This is a genomic window from Pseudomonas sp. AM14(2022) (assembly GCF_036346455.1).
In the GTDB taxonomy this organism is placed as follows: domain Bacteria; phylum Pseudomonadota; class Gammaproteobacteria; order Pseudomonadales; family Pseudomonadaceae; genus Aquipseudomonas; species Aquipseudomonas putida_A.
The window spans coordinates 1-15,590 of record NZ_JAOTNY010000001.1 but is presented as its reverse complement, the minus strand read 5'-3'; the positions used below and the strand labels follow the sequence as shown (position 1 = coordinate 15,590).

16 protein-coding genes are annotated in these 15,590 nt (G+C 60.2%); 5 read left to right on the top strand and 11 right to left on the bottom strand.

Translation table 11 applies throughout. From position 1 onward, the window contains the following. Nucleotides 1-81: 81 nt before the first annotated feature. From trpB to V3W27_RS00070, 3 genes are all read left to right on the top strand, one after another. A complete protein-coding gene (gene trpB / locus V3W27_RS00080) occupies nucleotides 82-1,314 on the top strand; it encodes a tryptophan synthase subunit beta (RefSeq protein ID WP_041074734.1) in 1,233 nt (410 codons plus the stop codon). Next, nucleotides 1,314-2,126, top strand: coding sequence for a tryptophan synthase subunit alpha (gene trpA / locus V3W27_RS00075; protein ID WP_135294677.1), 813 nt, complete (start codon nucleotides 1,314-1,316; stop codon nucleotides 2,124-2,126). Before trpB ends, trpA begins: the two co-directional genes overlap by 1 nt. A gap of 121 nt (nucleotides 2,127-2,247) precedes the next feature. Beyond that, the gene (locus V3W27_RS00070; RefSeq protein WP_330205697.1) at nucleotides 2,248-2,688 is read left to right on the top strand and encodes an anti-virulence regulator CigR family protein; all 441 of its coding nucleotides are present in this window, start codon (nucleotides 2,248-2,250) and stop codon (nucleotides 2,686-2,688) included. A gap of 85 nt (nucleotides 2,689-2,773) precedes the next feature. Here the strand turns inward: V3W27_RS00070 and V3W27_RS00065 are convergent, their stop codons facing one another. From V3W27_RS00065 to V3W27_RS00015, 11 genes are all read right to left on the bottom strand, one after another. Further along, a complete protein-coding gene (locus V3W27_RS00065; protein WP_330205696.1) occupies nucleotides 2,774-4,735 on the bottom strand; it encodes a DUF7844 domain-containing protein in 1,962 nt (653 codons plus the stop codon). After that, a complete protein-coding gene (locus V3W27_RS00060) occupies nucleotides 4,732-5,052 on the bottom strand; it encodes a DUF2388 domain-containing protein (protein WP_007911662.1) in 321 nt (106 codons plus the stop codon). Before V3W27_RS00060 ends, V3W27_RS00065 begins: the two co-directional genes overlap by 4 nt. Nucleotides 5,053-5,094: 42 nt before the next feature. Further along, nucleotides 5,095-5,400 carry a DUF2388 domain-containing protein gene (locus tag V3W27_RS00055; protein WP_247269499.1) on the bottom strand — a complete coding sequence of 102 codons (306 nt, stop codon included), beginning with the start codon at nucleotides 5,398-5,400 and terminating at the stop codon, nucleotides 5,095-5,097. 108 nt (nucleotides 5,401-5,508) lie between these two features. After that, entirely contained in the window at nucleotides 5,509-5,826 is a 318-nt protein-coding gene (locus V3W27_RS00050) for a DUF2388 domain-containing protein (protein ID WP_007962831.1), read from the bottom strand. Between the two features lie 134 nt (nucleotides 5,827-5,960). Next, entirely contained in the window at nucleotides 5,961-6,170 is a 210-nt protein-coding gene (locus V3W27_RS00045; protein ID WP_027610194.1) for a DUF1127 domain-containing protein, read from the bottom strand. Between the two features lie 255 nt (nucleotides 6,171-6,425). After that, nucleotides 6,426-6,641 (bottom strand): DUF1127 domain-containing protein, encoded by a 216-nt coding sequence (locus tag V3W27_RS00040; protein ID WP_047597093.1) that lies wholly within the window; start codon nucleotides 6,639-6,641, stop codon nucleotides 6,426-6,428. Nucleotides 6,642-6,961: 320 nt separating this feature from the next. Continuing rightward, nucleotides 6,962-8,455, bottom strand: a complete 1,494-nt coding sequence (locus tag V3W27_RS00035; RefSeq protein WP_027610193.1) for an acetyl-CoA hydrolase/transferase family protein — start codon at nucleotides 8,453-8,455, stop codon at nucleotides 6,962-6,964. A gap of 213 nt (nucleotides 8,456-8,668) precedes the next feature. Beyond that, entirely contained in the window at nucleotides 8,669-10,102 is a 1,434-nt protein-coding gene (locus tag V3W27_RS00030) for an NAD(P)(+) transhydrogenase (Re/Si-specific) subunit beta (RefSeq protein WP_027610192.1), read from the bottom strand. Next, nucleotides 10,102-10,422, bottom strand: a complete 321-nt coding sequence (locus V3W27_RS00025) for an NAD(P) transhydrogenase subunit alpha (RefSeq protein WP_003220416.1) — start codon at nucleotides 10,420-10,422, stop codon at nucleotides 10,102-10,104. Before V3W27_RS00025 ends, V3W27_RS00030 begins: the two co-directional genes overlap by 1 nt. A gap of 15 nt (nucleotides 10,423-10,437) precedes the next feature. Continuing rightward, complete coding sequence (locus V3W27_RS00020; RefSeq protein WP_007962844.1) at nucleotides 10,438-11,559, bottom strand: Re/Si-specific NAD(P)(+) transhydrogenase subunit alpha; 1,122 nt, start codon at nucleotides 11,557-11,559, stop codon at nucleotides 10,438-10,440. A 434-nt stretch (nucleotides 11,560-11,993) separates the two neighbouring features. Further along, complete coding sequence (locus tag V3W27_RS00015) at nucleotides 11,994-12,893, bottom strand: LysR family transcriptional regulator (RefSeq protein ID WP_330205695.1); 900 nt, start codon at nucleotides 12,891-12,893, stop codon at nucleotides 11,994-11,996. Nucleotides 12,894-13,050: 157 nt separating this feature from the next. On the opposite strand from V3W27_RS00015, the gene V3W27_RS00010 reads away from it, so the two are divergent. Continuing rightward, nucleotides 13,051-14,232 (top strand): acyl-CoA dehydrogenase, encoded by a 1,182-nt coding sequence (locus V3W27_RS00010; protein WP_003220420.1) that lies wholly within the window; start codon nucleotides 13,051-13,053, stop codon nucleotides 14,230-14,232. Nucleotides 14,233-14,245: 13 nt separating this feature from the next. Beyond that, complete coding sequence (locus tag V3W27_RS00005) at nucleotides 14,246-15,466, top strand: CaiB/BaiF CoA transferase family protein (protein WP_098966520.1); 1,221 nt, start codon at nucleotides 14,246-14,248, stop codon at nucleotides 15,464-15,466. Nucleotides 15,467-15,590: the final 124 nt, after the last annotated feature.

Below are 15,590 nucleotides of genomic sequence, written 5' to 3'. Positions count from 1 at the left end.
ATCTTATCGGTTTTCAGCCTGGAAGGTCAGGGGTAGAGTGGACGCCATTGTCTTCTTACCCGAATTCACCTGGAGCACATCATGACCCAGACTTCGAACACCTCCAACCTGCGCAGCGGCCCTGACGATAACGGCCTGTTCGGCGCGTTCGGCGGCCGCTACGTGGCGGAAACCCTGATGCCGTTGATCCTCGATCTGGCCCGCGAATATGAAGCGGCCAAGGAAGATCCGGCGTTCAAGGAAGAGCTGGCCTACTTCCAGCGTGACTATGTCGGTCGTCCGAGCCCGCTGTACTTCGCCGAGCGTCTGACCGAGTTCTGCGGCGGCGCGAAGATCTACCTCAAACGCGAAGAGCTGAACCACACCGGCGCGCACAAGATCAACAATTGCATCGGCCAGATCCTGCTGGCGCGGCGCATGGGCAAGAAACGCATCATCGCCGAGACCGGTGCCGGCATGCACGGCGTGGCGACCGCTACTGTGGCCGCGCGTTTCGGTCTGGACTGCGTGATCTACATGGGCACCACGGACATCGAACGCCAGCAGGCCAACGTGTTCCGCATGAAGCTGCTGGGCGCCGAAGTGATCCCGGTGGTGGCCGGTACCGGCACTCTGAAAGACGCGATGAACGAAGCGCTGCGTGACTGGGTAACCAATGTCGACAGCACCTTCTACCTGATCGGCACCGTGGCCGGCCCGCACCCGTATCCCGCCATGGTGCGCGACTTCCAGGCAGTGATCGGCAAGGAGACCCGCGAGCAGTTGCAAGCTCAGGAAGGTCGTCTGCCGGACAGTCTGGTGGCGTGCATCGGGGGCGGCTCCAACGCCATGGGCCTGTTCCACCCGTTCCTAGATGATCAAAGCGTCGAAATCATCGGCGTCGAAGCGGCCGGTTACGGCATCGAAACCGGCAAGCACGCGGCCAGCCTCAATGGCGGTGTACCGGGTGTGCTGCACGGCAACCGTACCTTCCTGTTGCAGGACGACGATGGCCAGATCATCGACGCCCACTCGATTTCCGCCGGCCTCGACTACCCGGGCATCGGTCCTGAGCACGCCTGGTTGCATGACATCGGCCGCGTCCAGTACACCTCGGTGACTGACGACGAAGCCCTCGCGGCGTTCCACCAGTGCTGCCGCCTCGAAGGCATCATCCCGGCGCTGGAAAGCGCTCATGCTTTGGCTGAAGTCTTCAAACGTGCGCCGAAACTGCCGAAGGATCACCTGATGGTGGTCAACCTGTCGGGCCGTGGCGACAAAGACATGCAGACCGTCATGCACCATATGGAACAGTCGAAGCAGGAGAAACACTGATGAGCCGCCTGCAAACCCGTTTTGCCGACCTCAAGCAACAGAATCGCGCCGCGCTGGTGACCTTCGTCACCGCCGGTGATCCGGACTACGACACTTCGCTGGCGATCCTCAAAGGTTTGCCCGGCGCTGGCGCCGACGTGATCGAGTTGGGCATGCCGTTCACCGACCCGATGGCCGATGGTCCGGCGATTCAACTGGCGAACATCCGTGCCTTGGGCGCCAAGCAGAATCTGGCGAAAACCCTGCAAATGGTTCGCGAGTTCCGCGAAGGCAACAGCGACACGCCGCTGGTGCTGATGGGCTACTTCAACCCGATTCACATGTATGGCGTTGAACGTTTCATCGCTGACGCCAAAGACGCGGGCGTCGACGGTCTGATCGTGGTCGACATGCCGCCAGAGCACAATAATGAACTGTGCGACCCGGCACAGGCTGCAGGTCTGGACTTCATCCGCCTGACCACCCCGACCACTGATGATGCGCGTCTGCCGAAAGTGCTCAATGGCAGCTCGGGCTTCGTTTACTACGTGTCGGTGGCCGGTGTGACCGGTGCCGGTGCGGCGACTCTGGAACACGTCGAAGAGGCGGTCACCCGTTTGCGTCGCCACACTGACCTGCCGATCAGCATCGGTTTCGGTATTCGTACTCCGGAGCAGGCGGCGTCCATCGCTCGTTTGGCGGACGGGGTGGTGGTGGGTTCGGCACTGATCGATCACATCGCCAATGCGACCACGCCGGCCCAGGCTGTCGATGGCGTGCTGGGTCTGTGCAAGGCGCTGTCCGAAGGCGTGCGTCAGGCCCGCGTCAGCTGAAGGTAAAGTTCCTGATACAGAGGAATTAGCGCCTCACATCACGGCCTAATTGAGCAAGACCGAGGGATTCAGAACCACGTTCTGAATCCCTTTTTGCTGTTGGTGCAGTGAGGAAGACTTGATGAAAATGCCGAAACGTCTGATTGCCGGACTGGGCGTGCTGATGCTCAGCGCGACGCCGCTGCTGGCCAGCGCCGATCCACGCGATGATCATGACCACGGCGGCCCGCAGCAGGGCCACTACGATAACCGTGGTGACGATCACCGTGGCCTGCAGAACGACCACCGTGGCGGCCCGCCACACGACTTCGGCCCGGTACGCCAGACCATTCGCGACAATCACGGCTACTTCGTGCGCGGCGCACCGCCACCTCCGGGAATCCATTTGGAACGCGGCCGGCCGTTACCGCACGGGTATTACGGCGAGCGGCTGGACGGTCGGGCGCTGAGTCGTCTGCCGGTTTATCCGGGTTATGAGTGGCGCCGCGCCGGGGGCGATATCGTGCTGATCGCAGTGGGTACCGGGATCGTTTACGAAATTCTGGATGGCGTTTTGTACTGATTTACAGGCAATAAAAAGATCGCAGCCTGCGGCAGCTCCTACATTTATCTCTGTAGGAGCTGCCGCAGGCTGCGATCTTTTGCTTTCAGGGCAATTCCAGTCCGCCGGACGCCTTGTGCAGTTTGCGTAGATGCTCGCCGATCTGCTTCACGTTGGCTTCGCTGGCGGCAATTTCGGCCGCGCGCTTGGGTTCCAGCAACTTGCGCACTTCCTTGTCCAGATCGCCGCTCAGCGCCAGCAGTTGTTTCTGGCGTTGGGCGCTTTCGTCTTGCAGGCGCTTGAACTCGCTCGGTTGCGGCAGCCCGTAGCCGCGGCTGTCGAGCAGTTCCGCCGGACGACTGAGGAAGCCGCTGTTGGCGAGAATTTCCTGCAGGGTGGCGTTGGCCTTGTCCATGCCGCCGTTTTCCAGCTCCCGAGCGCCGAGGTAACGCTGCTTGACCTCGTCCTGGGCCAGCAGCAACTGACGGCGATAGCTCGCCTGTTCCAGCAGGAGCAATGCAGCGCTGGTGCGCAGGTCTGCACGTTCGAACCACTGGCGACGTTCCTCGGCAGACAGCGATAGCCAATCTTCGACGCTGGTTTGCTTGATCGGCAGCTGCTTTTTCAACACATCGAACATCGCCTGATAGCGATCGCGGAACGAGTCGAAGCGATAACCCAGGCGCAGCGCTTCCTTGGGATTGTCGAGCACGCTGGTGTCGGCCAGGCCACGGCCTTTGAGCACTTCCAGCAAACCGTTGGGCATGATGCTGTCCAGGCCAATCAGTTGCTTGTTATTGCTGCCGCTGCGCAACAGCTTGAGGCTTTCCACGGCGCAGTTGTTGGACAGGAAGAAGTAGTTGCCGTCGTAACTCCAGTGCATCTCGGCGGCGTGTTCGACCACCTCTTCAATCTCCGTGCGCGACAGATTCAGCGGCACTGAAGCGAGGCTGCGCAGTTCGGTCTTGGTGTATTCGTCGATCACCTGCGCCAGCGGCAGGACGAACAGGCGTGACGGATATTTGCCGACCAGTCCGTCCCAGCTTGACAGCTGCACGTCGCCGACAAAGGCGCGGTAGGACAGCACCAGATGCTGATCAAGGTCGAGCCGGCAATCCGGCCCACGCGGGCGACCTGGTGCGCAGATCACCAGGCGCAGCATGCTGTGACCCCAGCGGCTGACCCAGTTCTGGTTGGCTTCGGCCAGCAGATAATCGACGGCATACACTCGCTCCGGATCGACCTGCCCCAAGGGCTGCTTGGCGAAGTCATTGCCGGCGTTGAGAAAGGCGAAAGTGTTGCTGCAAGTGTCTTTGGCCGGTGGTGCCCAGCCGAAGCGCGCCTTGTAGTAGCGATAGAGCGCCGGACGGCGGCAGGCGTAGCTCGGGTCGAGGAGGAAATACTCCATGTTGACCGCGACAAACTCTTTCGGACTGGAGATCTCATACAGGTCCGGACTGCGGGCCACCTGACGGTTGTGCTGTTCACGCTCGCCGCGGCGCCCGACGTACTGTTGCCAGCCGGCGAGATCGAGCAGACGTGGATCATCGCTGAGGGTAAAGCGTCGTTCAGTCTGGCCACGGCACTCATCGGGAATGCCGACCAGGCCGGCGCTGTTACTGCGGCGAGTGCAGCGCTGGATCAGCGTGCGTTCGGCGGCGGGCCACAGACGCGCGCGATCGTAAATGTGGGTGAGTTCGTGCAGCACCGTTGCCAGCAGTTCCTGACGCACCGTGCCGTGGGGGCGATTGGTTTTCTCGTTGGCCGCGCTGCCGTCGGTGAGGCCGGCGAGCAGTTTGCGGTTCAGGTCGAGCTCGGCAACCAGGGTCGCCTGGCCGTAGGCGTTACCGGGCATGTCGTCGGTCCAGCCGACATCGATGCGCCGGTCCAGTTGTTCGACGAAGCTGGGCGGCAACTTGTGCATGGCTTCATCGAGCAGCGCCTGGCTGGCCTGCTGCTGGGCGGGGCTCAGGCCGTCGGTCTTGAGCCGCAATTGCAGGCTGGCGTGGGCGCTGTTGCCAAGCAGCAACAACGCCCCGGCCAGTAGCCAGGCGCCGAGTGACTTCACAGGGCGAGGATGGCTTCGGCGAGCACCTGATCACTGGCGTCGCGGGCTTCCGGCACGCGCGTGCGCAAGGTATTGAGGGCGGCCTCCAGGTGCGCACCACGGATATCGCCATTGGTGGCAACGAAGCTGGCTGCATCGTCGTGGGCTTCGCGGATGATTTTCGAATCGCGAATCGACGTCGTGGTATCGGAGGTGAAATCGATGGTGCGCTGGGAGGCACGAACGATGATGTTACTGGTGGCTACCAGGGTGTGTGCCTGGGCCACATCGGCCAACAAAAACAGGCCAAGGGCGGCAGCAATCAGCGGGCTACGCATGGAACGACTCCGGAGGGCAATGTTAACGAGGGATCATGATAACTATTGGACGAGAATTGCCTGTGCCAGTTCAAGGTCGCTGACATGAAGTTTTGGTCGGGATTTGCGCAAGTAATGCAGGGCGGATTCGAGCTGCGCGCCGCGCAATTGACCGTCACTGGCAACAAACGCCGCCGCGTCATCGTGAGCGGCGATGATCAGTTTACGGTCGAATGGTGCGGAAGACACCATTCCGGTCGCCCAAACGCTGACCACGGTGTTTTGTGTGGAGACATCAAAGGCATCGACCGAGGTCGCCCAGAAGGCGCTGATCAACACAGAAGGGAAAAGCAGTTTGAATAAACGCATGAGACTCGGTAACGGTTAACGAGCCTCAAGGCTAGCGCAAATGCCCGGGCCAGAGCCAGCGGCGAAACATCGGGACACGACTGGCGTGCCCCGTGCGGCATCGTCGGATCAGATCGCGAGGATGGCTTGCGCCAGTTGGAAGTCGGTCGCGTTCAGTTGCGGTGCCTGATGGCGGATCAGGTCGAGGGCGCTTTCCAGTTTCACGCCACGGATCTGGCCTTCACTGGCGACGAAGCTGGCAGCGTCGTCACGGGCAGCGATCACGACTTTGTTGTCACGCAGCGAAGAGCTGACATCGGAGGTGGCGTCCGAGGAGGATTTCAGCGCGCCAACCACGGCGTCGGTGGTCACAATGAAGCTGGAGGCACTGGCGTTGGCAGCCACGGCCAGCAAGGCGGCAGCGCTGAGCAGGCGAAGACGGGACATGGTGGATCTCCTGATAGTAAACCGTATTGAGAGGTGGCTTGTGTCTGATGAGTCAGACGCGGGTTACAGAAGATTCGCCACGTTCTGGCGTGGATATTAGGCCTGCGCGCGAGGTTCTGACAGTGGGCAGAATGCTAGCGCCAGAAGGGTTTCTCCAGTTCTCTGAGCCGATCGGCATGGCTGAGGCCCAGATCCGCTAGGTCGCGCTGGTCCAGTTGAGCCAGCAGGCGCCGCGTCCTGGCGCGCTCCAGTCCTTGCCACAGGGGGCGAAACAAGCGCCGCAACGGGTGCGAGTGAGCGCGGGGTAGAGTCGAAGCTGTCGAAACATCCTGTAAGCCTTTCATGGCGTTTTCCTTAAACCGAGGAGGGTTAAGGACATGCTGCGCCCGATGCAGTTTGGCGAGCAGATACACTCATGAAAAATTGTACTGGTTCAGATTTTGTTTATTGAGAACTGTACCTGTACTTTGATTATTCTGCTGTACGGGCATTTTCGAACCCTGAAACGACAAAACCCGTCGCGGTTTCCCGCGACGGGTCTTGTGTGTTCAATTCGGGTTGCTGGCGGTGGGTCTGACGACCAGAGCCAGCGACGCTACTTAGCGCCAGAACGGCTTGCTCAGCTCTTCGTAGCGTTGTGCTTCGCTGATACCGGCGTCAGCCAGCAGACGCGAATCCAGACGAGCCAGTTGGTGGCGGCTGGAGATGCGGCGCTGCCACAACATCAGGTTGGCGATAACGCGCAGAGGCAGGGAAACCTGGTTTTTTGCAGCTTTGTCTTCGAAGAACAGTTCGGAACTGAGTGTACGTTCCATGGTTGACATCCTTCCGCTTGTGGCGGGATCAGGTAGTGGTTTAACTGGTGCCCATGATCCTCTCGTTTGCCTAGTCTCTCTAGATACAGTTCAACTGTATTGTGAGTGACCAGTTAACTGTTTATAGGGGGTGTACGGGTCGAAATTGAGCAAACTGTACCTGTCAGCACTAATGTGGTGCGTTTTTGCTCAATTCGAGGAAGGAGGTAGGCAAAATCTGTAGGAAATAACCGGTACAGCAGTACAGTTTTTGCCAGATGTGGCGGGTTAAAAAATCCGCTGACACAAACTGTGTTTGCATCAGCGGTTTGACTGTGTGATTACACCGCGAGCATGCGTCCGGTTTCTTCCAGGTTGATGTGCCAGCTCAGGGCTTCTCGCAGGATGTGTGGGGTATGGCCGCCGATGGCGCACGCTGCGGTGAAGTAGTCGTTCAGCGCCTGGCGATAGTCCGGGTGTACACAGTTGTCGATGATCACCCGGGCGCGCTCGCGCGGGGCCAGGCCGCGCAGGTCGGCCAGGCCGATTTCGGTCACCAGGATGTCGACGTCATGCTCGGTGTGGTCAACGTGGCTGACCATCGGCACCACGCTGGAAATGGCGCCGCCCTTGGCGATCGACTTGGTCACGAACACCGCGAGGTGTGCGTTGCGCGCGAAGTCGCCCGAGCCACCAATGCCGTTCATCATCCGCGTACCGCAGACATGGGTGGAGTTGACGTTGCCGTAGATGTCGAACTCCAGCGCAGTGTTGATACCGATGATACCCAGACGACGCACCACTTCCGGGTGGTTGGAGATTTCCTGCGGGCGCAGCACCAGTTTGTCCTTGTACTTCTCCAGGTTGCCGAACACGTCGCTGTTGCGCCGCTCCGACAAAGTGATCGAGCTGCCCGACGCAAAGCTCAGCTTGCCGGCGTCGATCAGGTCGAAGGTCGAGTCCTGCAGCACTTCGGAGTACATGGTCAGGTCTTCGAACGGCGAATCGATCAGGCCGCACATCACCGCGTTGGCGATGTTGCCGATCCCGGCCTGCAACGGGCCGAGCTTGTTGGTCATGCGCCCGGCATTGACTTCCTGCTTGAAGAAGGTGATCAGGTGCTCGGCGATGGCATTGGTGTCGACATCCGGGGTCGACACCGTGGACGGCGAATCCGCCTGCTGAGTGATGACGATGGCGACAATCTTCTCCGGCGGGATCGGGATCGCGGTGCTGCCGATGCGATCGTCGACTTTCACCAGCGGGATCGGCGTGCGCGTCGGGCGATAGGTCGGGATATAGATGTCATGCAGGCCTTCGAGGTTGGCGTTGTGCGCCAGGTTGATCTCGACAATCACCTGCTTGGCGAAAATCGCGAAGCTCGCCGAGTTGCCCACCGAGGTGGTCGGCACGATGTGGCCTTGCTCGGTGATGGCCACGGCTTCGATCACCGCGATGTCCGGCAGCTTCAGTTGCTGGTTGCGCAGTTGCTCGACGGTTTCCGACAGGTGCTGGTCGATGAACATCACTTCGCCGGCGTTGATTGCCTTGCGCAAGGTGCTATCGACCTGGAACGGCATGCGCCGCGACAACACGCCGGCCTCGGTCAGTTGCTTGTCGAGGTCGTTGCCCAGGCTCGCGCCGGTCATCAGGCTGATCTTCAGCGGCGTGACCTTGGCTCGCTCGGCCAGTGCGTGAGGGACAGCTTTGGCTTCGCCCGCGCGGGTGAAGCCGCTCATGCCGACGGTCATGCCGTCTTCAATCAGCGCGGCGGCGTCGGCGGCGCTCATCACTTTATCCAACAACGAAGGCAGGCGAATACGGTCACGGTACATGGATTATTTCTCGGGAAGCGAGTAGCAGGATGCGCAGTCTAGTGAATTTCGCGGGCGCCTGTCCCGCTACCAAGGTCGCAAACGAGGCGTCTATTTAGCGGGTTTGAAGTAAAACACCGTTACTGGATCTGCAACAACGCGGCAAATTGTCCGACGGTTTGCGCAAACAAAAACGCCCCGACAAGTCGGGGCGTCCGGTGCAACTGCGGAGGATTACTCGACCGCTTTGACCATGTCTTCGATGACTTTTTTCGCGTCGCCGAACACCATCATGGTCTTGTCCAGGTAGAACAGTTCGTTGTCCAGACCGGCATAACCGCTGGCCATCGAGCGCTTGTTGACGATGATGGTCTTGGCCTTGAACGCTTCGAGAATCGGCATGCCGGCAATCGGCGATTTCGGGTCGTTCTTGGCGGCCGGGTTGACCACGTCGTTGGCGCCGAGTACCAGCACCACGTCGGCCTGGCCGAACTCGGAGTTGATGTCTTCCATCTCGAACACCTGGTCGTAAGGCACTTCGGCCTCGGCGAGCAGGACGTTCATGTGCCCGGGCATGCGACCGGCCACCGGGTGAATCGCGTACTTCACGGTCACGCCGCGATGGGTCAGTTTCTCGGTCAGCTCTTTCAATGCATGCTGCGCACGGGCCACCGCCAGGCCGTAACCCGGGACGATGATCACGGTGTCGGCGTTGGTCAGCAGGAACGTTGCGTCGTCGGCCGAACCGGATTTCACCGGACGGGCTTCTTTCGCACCGGCAGGTCCTGCGTCGGCCGTGTTGCCGAAACCGCCAAGCAGTACATTAAAGAAGGAACGGTTCATCGCCTTGCACATGATGTACGAGAGGATCGCACCGCTCGAACCCACCAGAGAGCCGGCAATGATCAGCATCGAATTGTTCAGCGAGAAGCCGATACCTGCTGCCGCCCAACCCGAATAGCTGTTGAGCATCGACACCACCACCGGCATGTCGGCGCCGCCAATCGGGATGATGATCAGCACGCCCATCACGAACGCCAGAGCCAGCATCAGCGCGAACGCGGCGAGGTTGCCGGTGAGCATGAAGGTCACGCCCAGCACCAGTGTCGCCAGACCGAGTACCGCGTTCAGCTTGTGCTGACCGGCGAACTGTACCGGCGCACCCTGGAACAGGCGGAACTTGTACTTGCCCGAGAGCTTGCCGAAGGCGATCACCGAACCGGAAAAGGTGATTGCACCAATCGCCGCGCCGAGGAACAGCTCCAGACGGTTGCCCGCCGGGATCGAATCGCCCAGATGTTTGACGATGCCCAGCGATTGCGGCTCAACCACCGCAGCAATGGCGATGAACACCGCCGCCAGACCGATCATGCTGTGCATGAACGCAACCAGCTCCGGCATCTTGGTCATTTCAACGCGCTTGGCCATGATCGAACCGGCAGTGCCGCCAATCAGCAGGCCGACGATCACATAGCCGATACCGGCAGTTGCCAGCTCAGCACCCAGCTTATAGATGAGGCCGATGGTGGTGAGGATGGCCAGCGCCATGCCGAGCATGCCGAACAGATTGCCGCGCCGCGAGGTGGTCGGGTGCGACAGGCCTTTAAGGGCCTGGATAAAGCAGATCGACGCGATCAGGTAGAGCGTCGTGACGAGATTCATGCTCATTACTTCGGCGCCTCTTCTTTTGCTTTCGGGGCTTTCTTCTTGAACATCTCAAGCATGCGGCGGGTGACCAGGAAGCCACCAAACACGTTGACCGCAGCCAGTGCCACGGCGAGGGTGCCCATGGTTTTGCCCAGCGGCGTGACGGTCAGCGCAGCGGCAAGCATGGCGCCGACGATCACGATTGCCGAGATAGCGTTGGTCACCGCCATCAACGGCGTGTGCAGCGCAGGTGTAACGTTCCAGACCACGTGATAACCGACATAAATCGCCAGCACGAAGATGATCAGGTTGTAGATACCGGGGGAGATAAGCTCTTCCATCGTCTGAATCCCTGCTTAGGCGTTTTTGCGGATGACTTGGCCGTCGCGGCACATCAGGCACGCGGCGACGATGTCGTCTTCGAGGTTGACGTCGAACTGGCCTTCTTTGGTGAACACCAGCTTGAGGAAGTCCAGCAGGTTGCGGGCGTATAGCGCCGAGGCGTCTGCAGCGACTTCACCGGCCAGGTTGGTCGGGCCGACGATGGTCACGCCGTTCTCGACCACTACCTGATCGGCGACGGTCAGCGGGCAGTTGCCGCCCTGAGCTGCCGCGAGGTCGATGACCACCGAGCCCGGCTTCATCTGCGCCACGGTGTCCGCGCTCAACAGTGTCGGCGCCTTGCGGCCCGGGATCAGTGCGGTGGTGATGACGATGTCGGCCTGCTTGGCGCGTTCGTGCACGGCCTGGGCCTGACGCTGCATCCAGCTCGCCGGCATCGGGCGCGCGTAACCGCCGACACCCACCGCGCATTCACGCTCTTCGTCAGTCTCGTAAGGCACATCGACGAACTTCGCGCCGAGGGATTCGATCTGTTCCTTCACCGCCGGACGCACGTCAGACGCTTCGATCACCGCACCCAGACGTTTCGCCGTGGCAATCGCCTGCAACCCGGCCACACCGGCGCCGAGAATCAGCACGCGCGCCGCTTTCACGGTGCCCGCAGCTGTCATCAGCATTGGCATGAAGCGCGGATAGTAGTGCGCAGCCAGCAACACCGCCTTGTAGCCGGCGATGTTCGCCTGCGACGACAGCACATCGAGACTCTGCGCCCGAGAGGTACGCGGCGCCGCCTCAAGGGCGAACGCAGTGATCCCGCACTCGGCCATTTTGGCAATGGTGTCGTTATTGAAGGGGTTGAGCATGCCCACCAGCACCGTACCGCGCTTGATCAGCGCCAGTTCGGCGTCGCTGGGGGCGACCACTTTGAGAATCAGCTCGGCGCCGAACGCATCGTTGGCACTGCCAATGGTTGCGCCCGCCGCTTCATAGGCACTGTCGACAACGCTGGCTTTAACGCCGGCGCCGGTTTGCACAGTGACCTTATGACCTTGGCTGATCAGCTTTTTAATGGTTTCCGGGGTTGCAGCAACCCGTGTTTCACCGGTCTGGGTTTCGAGAGGAACACCAATGTGCACGTCAAATCTCCTGCGTGATCTTATTGAGTAAACCCAGGCACTGCGGATGGTGCGACTGGGGCGGCCGATCAGCACGATCCCGCCAAATCAGGGCGGGGCGCGGCATTTTGCAGGCGAACTTTATGCCCTTCAAGGGATTATGACGGGTGACGGAAAATTAACTACAAGTCATCCCGTGACCGAATGTCGCAGATGGCCAGTTGAATCCCTTGCAGGCCGTGCCTTGCAAGGATTCTGGCTGAATTTGAAAAAATTTCTCATCGGTGGCGTGAATAGGCCGTAATGAGTCGTGGATGAAGGCTCAAAGCCACGTCTTCAGGCGCTTGTGGGACGTCTGTACGACTTTCGGATACAGTCTGTGATTTTGCGACAAATACTTATATCTGTAGGGCTTTGATTTTCCTGACTACCGGGTTAGTAATCGCTGTAGGCCTTTATCCTTCTAGGCTGTAGCTGTTTGCCTGATTGACCAGCCAATCGCGAAAAGCCTTGAGTGATGCCGATTCGACCTTTCGCTCCGGAATCATCAGGTAATACGCCTTGATGCTGGAGAGCGCATTCGGGTTGGCGATCACCAAGCGTTTCTCGGCCAGTTCGCGCCGAATCAGGAACGGTGGAATCAGCGCGATCCCCATGTCGTGCATGGCCGCCTGGGCCAGCATGGAGAATAGCTCGTAGCGCGGGCCTGTCATGTCGCGTGGGATGTTCAGGTGCTGCGAGTTGAACCATTGGCGCCAGGCGTAGGGACGGGTGGTTTGCTGCAGCAGAGGCAGCTCGGCGATTTCCTCAGGAGTCAACTGTGCCCTGCTGCCGAGTAGGGTGGGGCTGCACACCGGCATCGGATTTTCGCCCATCAGTCTGTGGGATTCGGTACCCGACCAATCGGCATCGCCAAAGTAGATCGCCGCGTCGAAATCAGTGTCGGCAAACAGGAACGGGCGGGTGCGGTTGGTCAGGTTGACCGTCACTTCCGGGTGCTTGAGCTGGAAGTCCTTGAGCCGTGGCAGCAGCCATTGCGTGCCGAAGGTCGGCACCACCGCCAGTTCGATCACGTTGGTGCCTTGCTGGCCCATCACCGAGAGCGTGTCGCGCTCGACGGCGTCCAGTTGCGTGGCCACCCGACGGCTGTAGGAAAGTCCCGCTTCCGTCAGCTTCACTCCACGTCGCGAGCGCCGGAAAAGCTCCACACTGAGGAACTCCTCAAGGCTGGCGATCTGTCGGCAAATGGCGCCTTGGGTGAGGGAAAGTTCTTCGGCAGCCTTGGTAAAGCTTTCGTGGCGAGCGGCGGCTTCGAAGCTGATCAGGGCCGTGGTGCTGGGTATCTTCCTGCGCATGTACGTCAACCTCACTAATGCGCCGCATAAAAGGCATTCAGCGACGTTTCGGAGTGAGAAATTAGCACAACAGGATGCGAAATCCTCGTTTGCCCCGTAGGCGAGCCGGGCCTAGGATCAATGCCACGTTAATTCACCGATTTGCGAGGACACACTCATGGGCGGTAAAGCTAGCTTCAATTGGATCGATCCCCTGCTGCTGGATCAACAGCTCACCGAAGAAGAGCGCATGATCCGTGACACCGCCGCCCAATTCGCTCAGCAGAGCCTGGCGCCCCGCGTGCTTGAAGCTTTCCGCCATGAGAAAACCGACCCGGCGATCTTTCGCGAAATGGGCGAAGTCGGCCTGCTCGGCGCGACCATCCCTGAGCAGTACGGCGGCAGCGGCCTGAACTATGTCAGCTACGGCCTGATTGCTCGCGAAGTGGAGCGTGTCGACTCCGGCTACCGCTCGATGATGAGTGTGCAATCGTCGCTGGTAATGGTGCCAATCAACGAATTCGGCACAGAAGCCCAGAAACAGAAATACCTGCCGAAACTGGCCTCCGGTGAATGGATCGGCTGCTTCGGTCTGACCGAGCCAAACCACGGTTCCGACCCGGGTGCGATGATCACCCGTGCGCGCAAAGTCGACGGCGGCTACAGCCTGACCGGCGCCAAGATGTGGATCACCAACAGCCCCATCGCCGACGTATTTGTAGTCTGGGCCAAAGACGATGCCGGCGACATCCGTGGCTTCGTACTGGAAAAAGGCTGGAAGGGCCTGAGCGCACCGGCGATTCACGGCAAGGTCGGCCTGCGCGCCTCGATCACCGGCGAAATCGTCATGGACAACGTGTTTGTGCCGGAAGAAAACATCTTCCCGGACGTGCGCGGCCTGAAGGGCCCGTTCACCTGCCTTAACTCCGCACGCTACGGCATCTCCTGGGGAGCCTTGGGAGCTGCCGAGTTCTGCTGGCACACCGCTCGCCAGTACACCCTCGATCGTCAGCAGTTCGGGCGTCCATTGGCCGCTACCCAACTGATCCAGAAGAAGCTGGCCGACATGCAGACCGAGATCACTCTGGCCCTGCAAGGCTGTCTGCGTCTGGGGCGCATGAAGGATGAGGGCACTGCGGCGGTCGAAATCACTTCGATCATGAAGCGCAACTCCTGTGGCAAGTCGCTGGATATCGCTCGCATGGCCCGTGACATGCTGGGTGGCAACGGTATCTCTGACGAGTTCGGTGTGGCCCGTCATCTGGTCAACCTGGAAGTGGTGAATACCTATGAAGGTACCCACGACGTTCACGCGCTTATCCTCGGTCGCGCGCAAACCGGTCTGCAGGCGTTCTATTAATAGGAGAACGACCATGGGCGCGCTGTCGCATCTGCGGGTACTGGATTTATCGCGCGTGCTGGCCGGGCCGTGGGCCGGACAGATTCTCGCCGACCTTGGCGCCGAGGTGATCAAGGTCGAGCGTCCGGGCAATGGCGATGATACGCGCGCCTGGGGGCCGCCGTTCCTTAAGGACGCTTATGGTGAGAACACCAGCGAGGCGGCTTATTACCTGTCGGCCAACCGCAACAAGCAATCGGTGACGATCGACTTCACTCGGCCTGAAGGGCAGAACCTGGTACGGGAGCTGGCGGCGAAGTCGGACATTCTGATCGAGAACTTCAAGGTCGGCGGGCTGGCTGCCTATGGGCTGGACTACGAGTCGCTGAAGGCGATCAATCCGGATCTGATCTATTGCTCGATCACTGGCTTCGGTCAAACCGGGCCGTATGCCAAGCGTGCGGGTTATGACTTCATGATCCAGGGGCTGGGCGGGCTGATGAGCCTGACCGGTCGCCCTGAAGGTGATGAAGGCGCCGGGCCGGTGAAGGTGGGAGTGGCGCTGACGGACATTCTTACGGGGCTATATTCGACCGTGGCGATTCTGGCGGCGCTGGCTCATCGTGATCACGATGGCGGCGGGCAACATATCGATATGGCTTTGCTGGATGTACAGGTCGCATGCCTGGCGAACCAGGCAATGAACTACCTGACTACCGGCAATGCGCCGAAACGTCTGGGTAATGCACACCCGAACATCGTGCCTTATCAGGACTTCCCGACGGCCGACGGTGATTTCATTCTTACCGTTGGCAATGACGGCCAGTTCCGCAAGTTTGCCGAGGTAGCGGGCCAGCCGCAGTGGGCGGATGATCCGCGTTTCGCGACTAACAAGCTGCGGGTGGCTAACCGCGCGGTGTTGATTCCTCTGATCCGCCAGGCGACGGTATTCAAGACCACCGCCGAATGGGTGGCGCAGTTGGAGCAGGCGGGCGTGCCGTGTGGGCCGATCAATGATCTGTCCCAGGTGTTTGAGGATCCGCAGGTGAAGGCGCGGGGGTTGGCGATAGAGCTGCCGCATGCACTGGCGGGGATGGTCCCGCAGGTGGCGAGTCCGATCCGGCTGTCGCAGACGCCGGTCGAGTATCTTCGCGCGCCTCCTTTATTAGGCGAGCATACGTTGGAGGTTTTGCAGCGGGTGCTGGGTCTGGGCGCTGGCGCGGTAGAGGCACTCAAGGCTGATGGAGTGCTTTGAGTATCGCTTCTATATAGAAGAAGGCTGTTTCCTGCCTATATATAGATGGATTTGTGCGTTTTTTAACCGATCTGTAAGTTGTTGAAAGAAAACTGAAATTAACGGTTGACGGCAGATTCAGGAG

Bases quoted from the DNA above. Each gene is read 5' to 3' on its own strand.
- trpB (WP_041074734.1), top strand. From the start codon at position 82: ATGACCCAGACTTCGAACACCTCCAACCTGCGCAGCGGCCCTGACGAT.
- trpA (WP_135294677.1), top strand. From the start codon at position 1,314: ATGAGCCGCCTGCAAACCCGTTTTGCCGACCTCAAGCAACAGAATCGC.
- V3W27_RS00070 (WP_330205697.1), top strand. From the start codon at position 2,248: ATGAAAATGCCGAAACGTCTGATTGCCGGACTGGGCGTGCTGATGCTC.
- V3W27_RS00060 (WP_007911662.1), bottom strand. From the start codon at position 5,052: ATGCGTAGCCCGCTGATTGCTGCCGCCCTTGGCCTGTTTTTGTTGGCC.
- V3W27_RS00055 (WP_247269499.1), bottom strand. From the start codon at position 5,400: ATGCGTTTATTCAAACTGCTTTTCCCTTCTGTGTTGATCAGCGCCTTC.
- V3W27_RS00050 (WP_007962831.1), bottom strand. From the start codon at position 5,826: ATGTCCCGTCTTCGCCTGCTCAGCGCTGCCGCCTTGCTGGCCGTGGCT.
- V3W27_RS00045 (WP_027610194.1), bottom strand. From the start codon at position 6,170: ATGAAAGGCTTACAGGATGTTTCGACAGCTTCGACTCTACCCCGCGCT.
- V3W27_RS00040 (WP_047597093.1), bottom strand. From the start codon at position 6,641: ATGGAACGTACACTCAGTTCCGAACTGTTCTTCGAAGACAAAGCTGCA.
- V3W27_RS00035 (WP_027610193.1), bottom strand. From the start codon at position 8,455: ATGTACCGTGACCGTATTCGCCTGCCTTCGTTGTTGGATAAAGTGATG.
- V3W27_RS00030 (WP_027610192.1), bottom strand. From the start codon at position 10,102: ATGAGCATGAATCTCGTCACGACGCTCTACCTGATCGCGTCGATCTGC.
- V3W27_RS00025 (WP_003220416.1), bottom strand. From the start codon at position 10,422: ATGGAAGAGCTTATCTCCCCCGGTATCTACAACCTGATCATCTTCGTG.
- V3W27_RS00015 (WP_330205695.1), bottom strand. From the start codon at position 12,893: ATGCGCAGGAAGATACCCAGCACCACGGCCCTGATCAGCTTCGAAGCC.
- V3W27_RS00010 (WP_003220420.1), top strand. From the start codon at position 13,051: ATGGGCGGTAAAGCTAGCTTCAATTGGATCGATCCCCTGCTGCTGGAT.
- V3W27_RS00005 (WP_098966520.1), top strand. From the start codon at position 14,246: ATGGGCGCGCTGTCGCATCTGCGGGTACTGGATTTATCGCGCGTGCTG.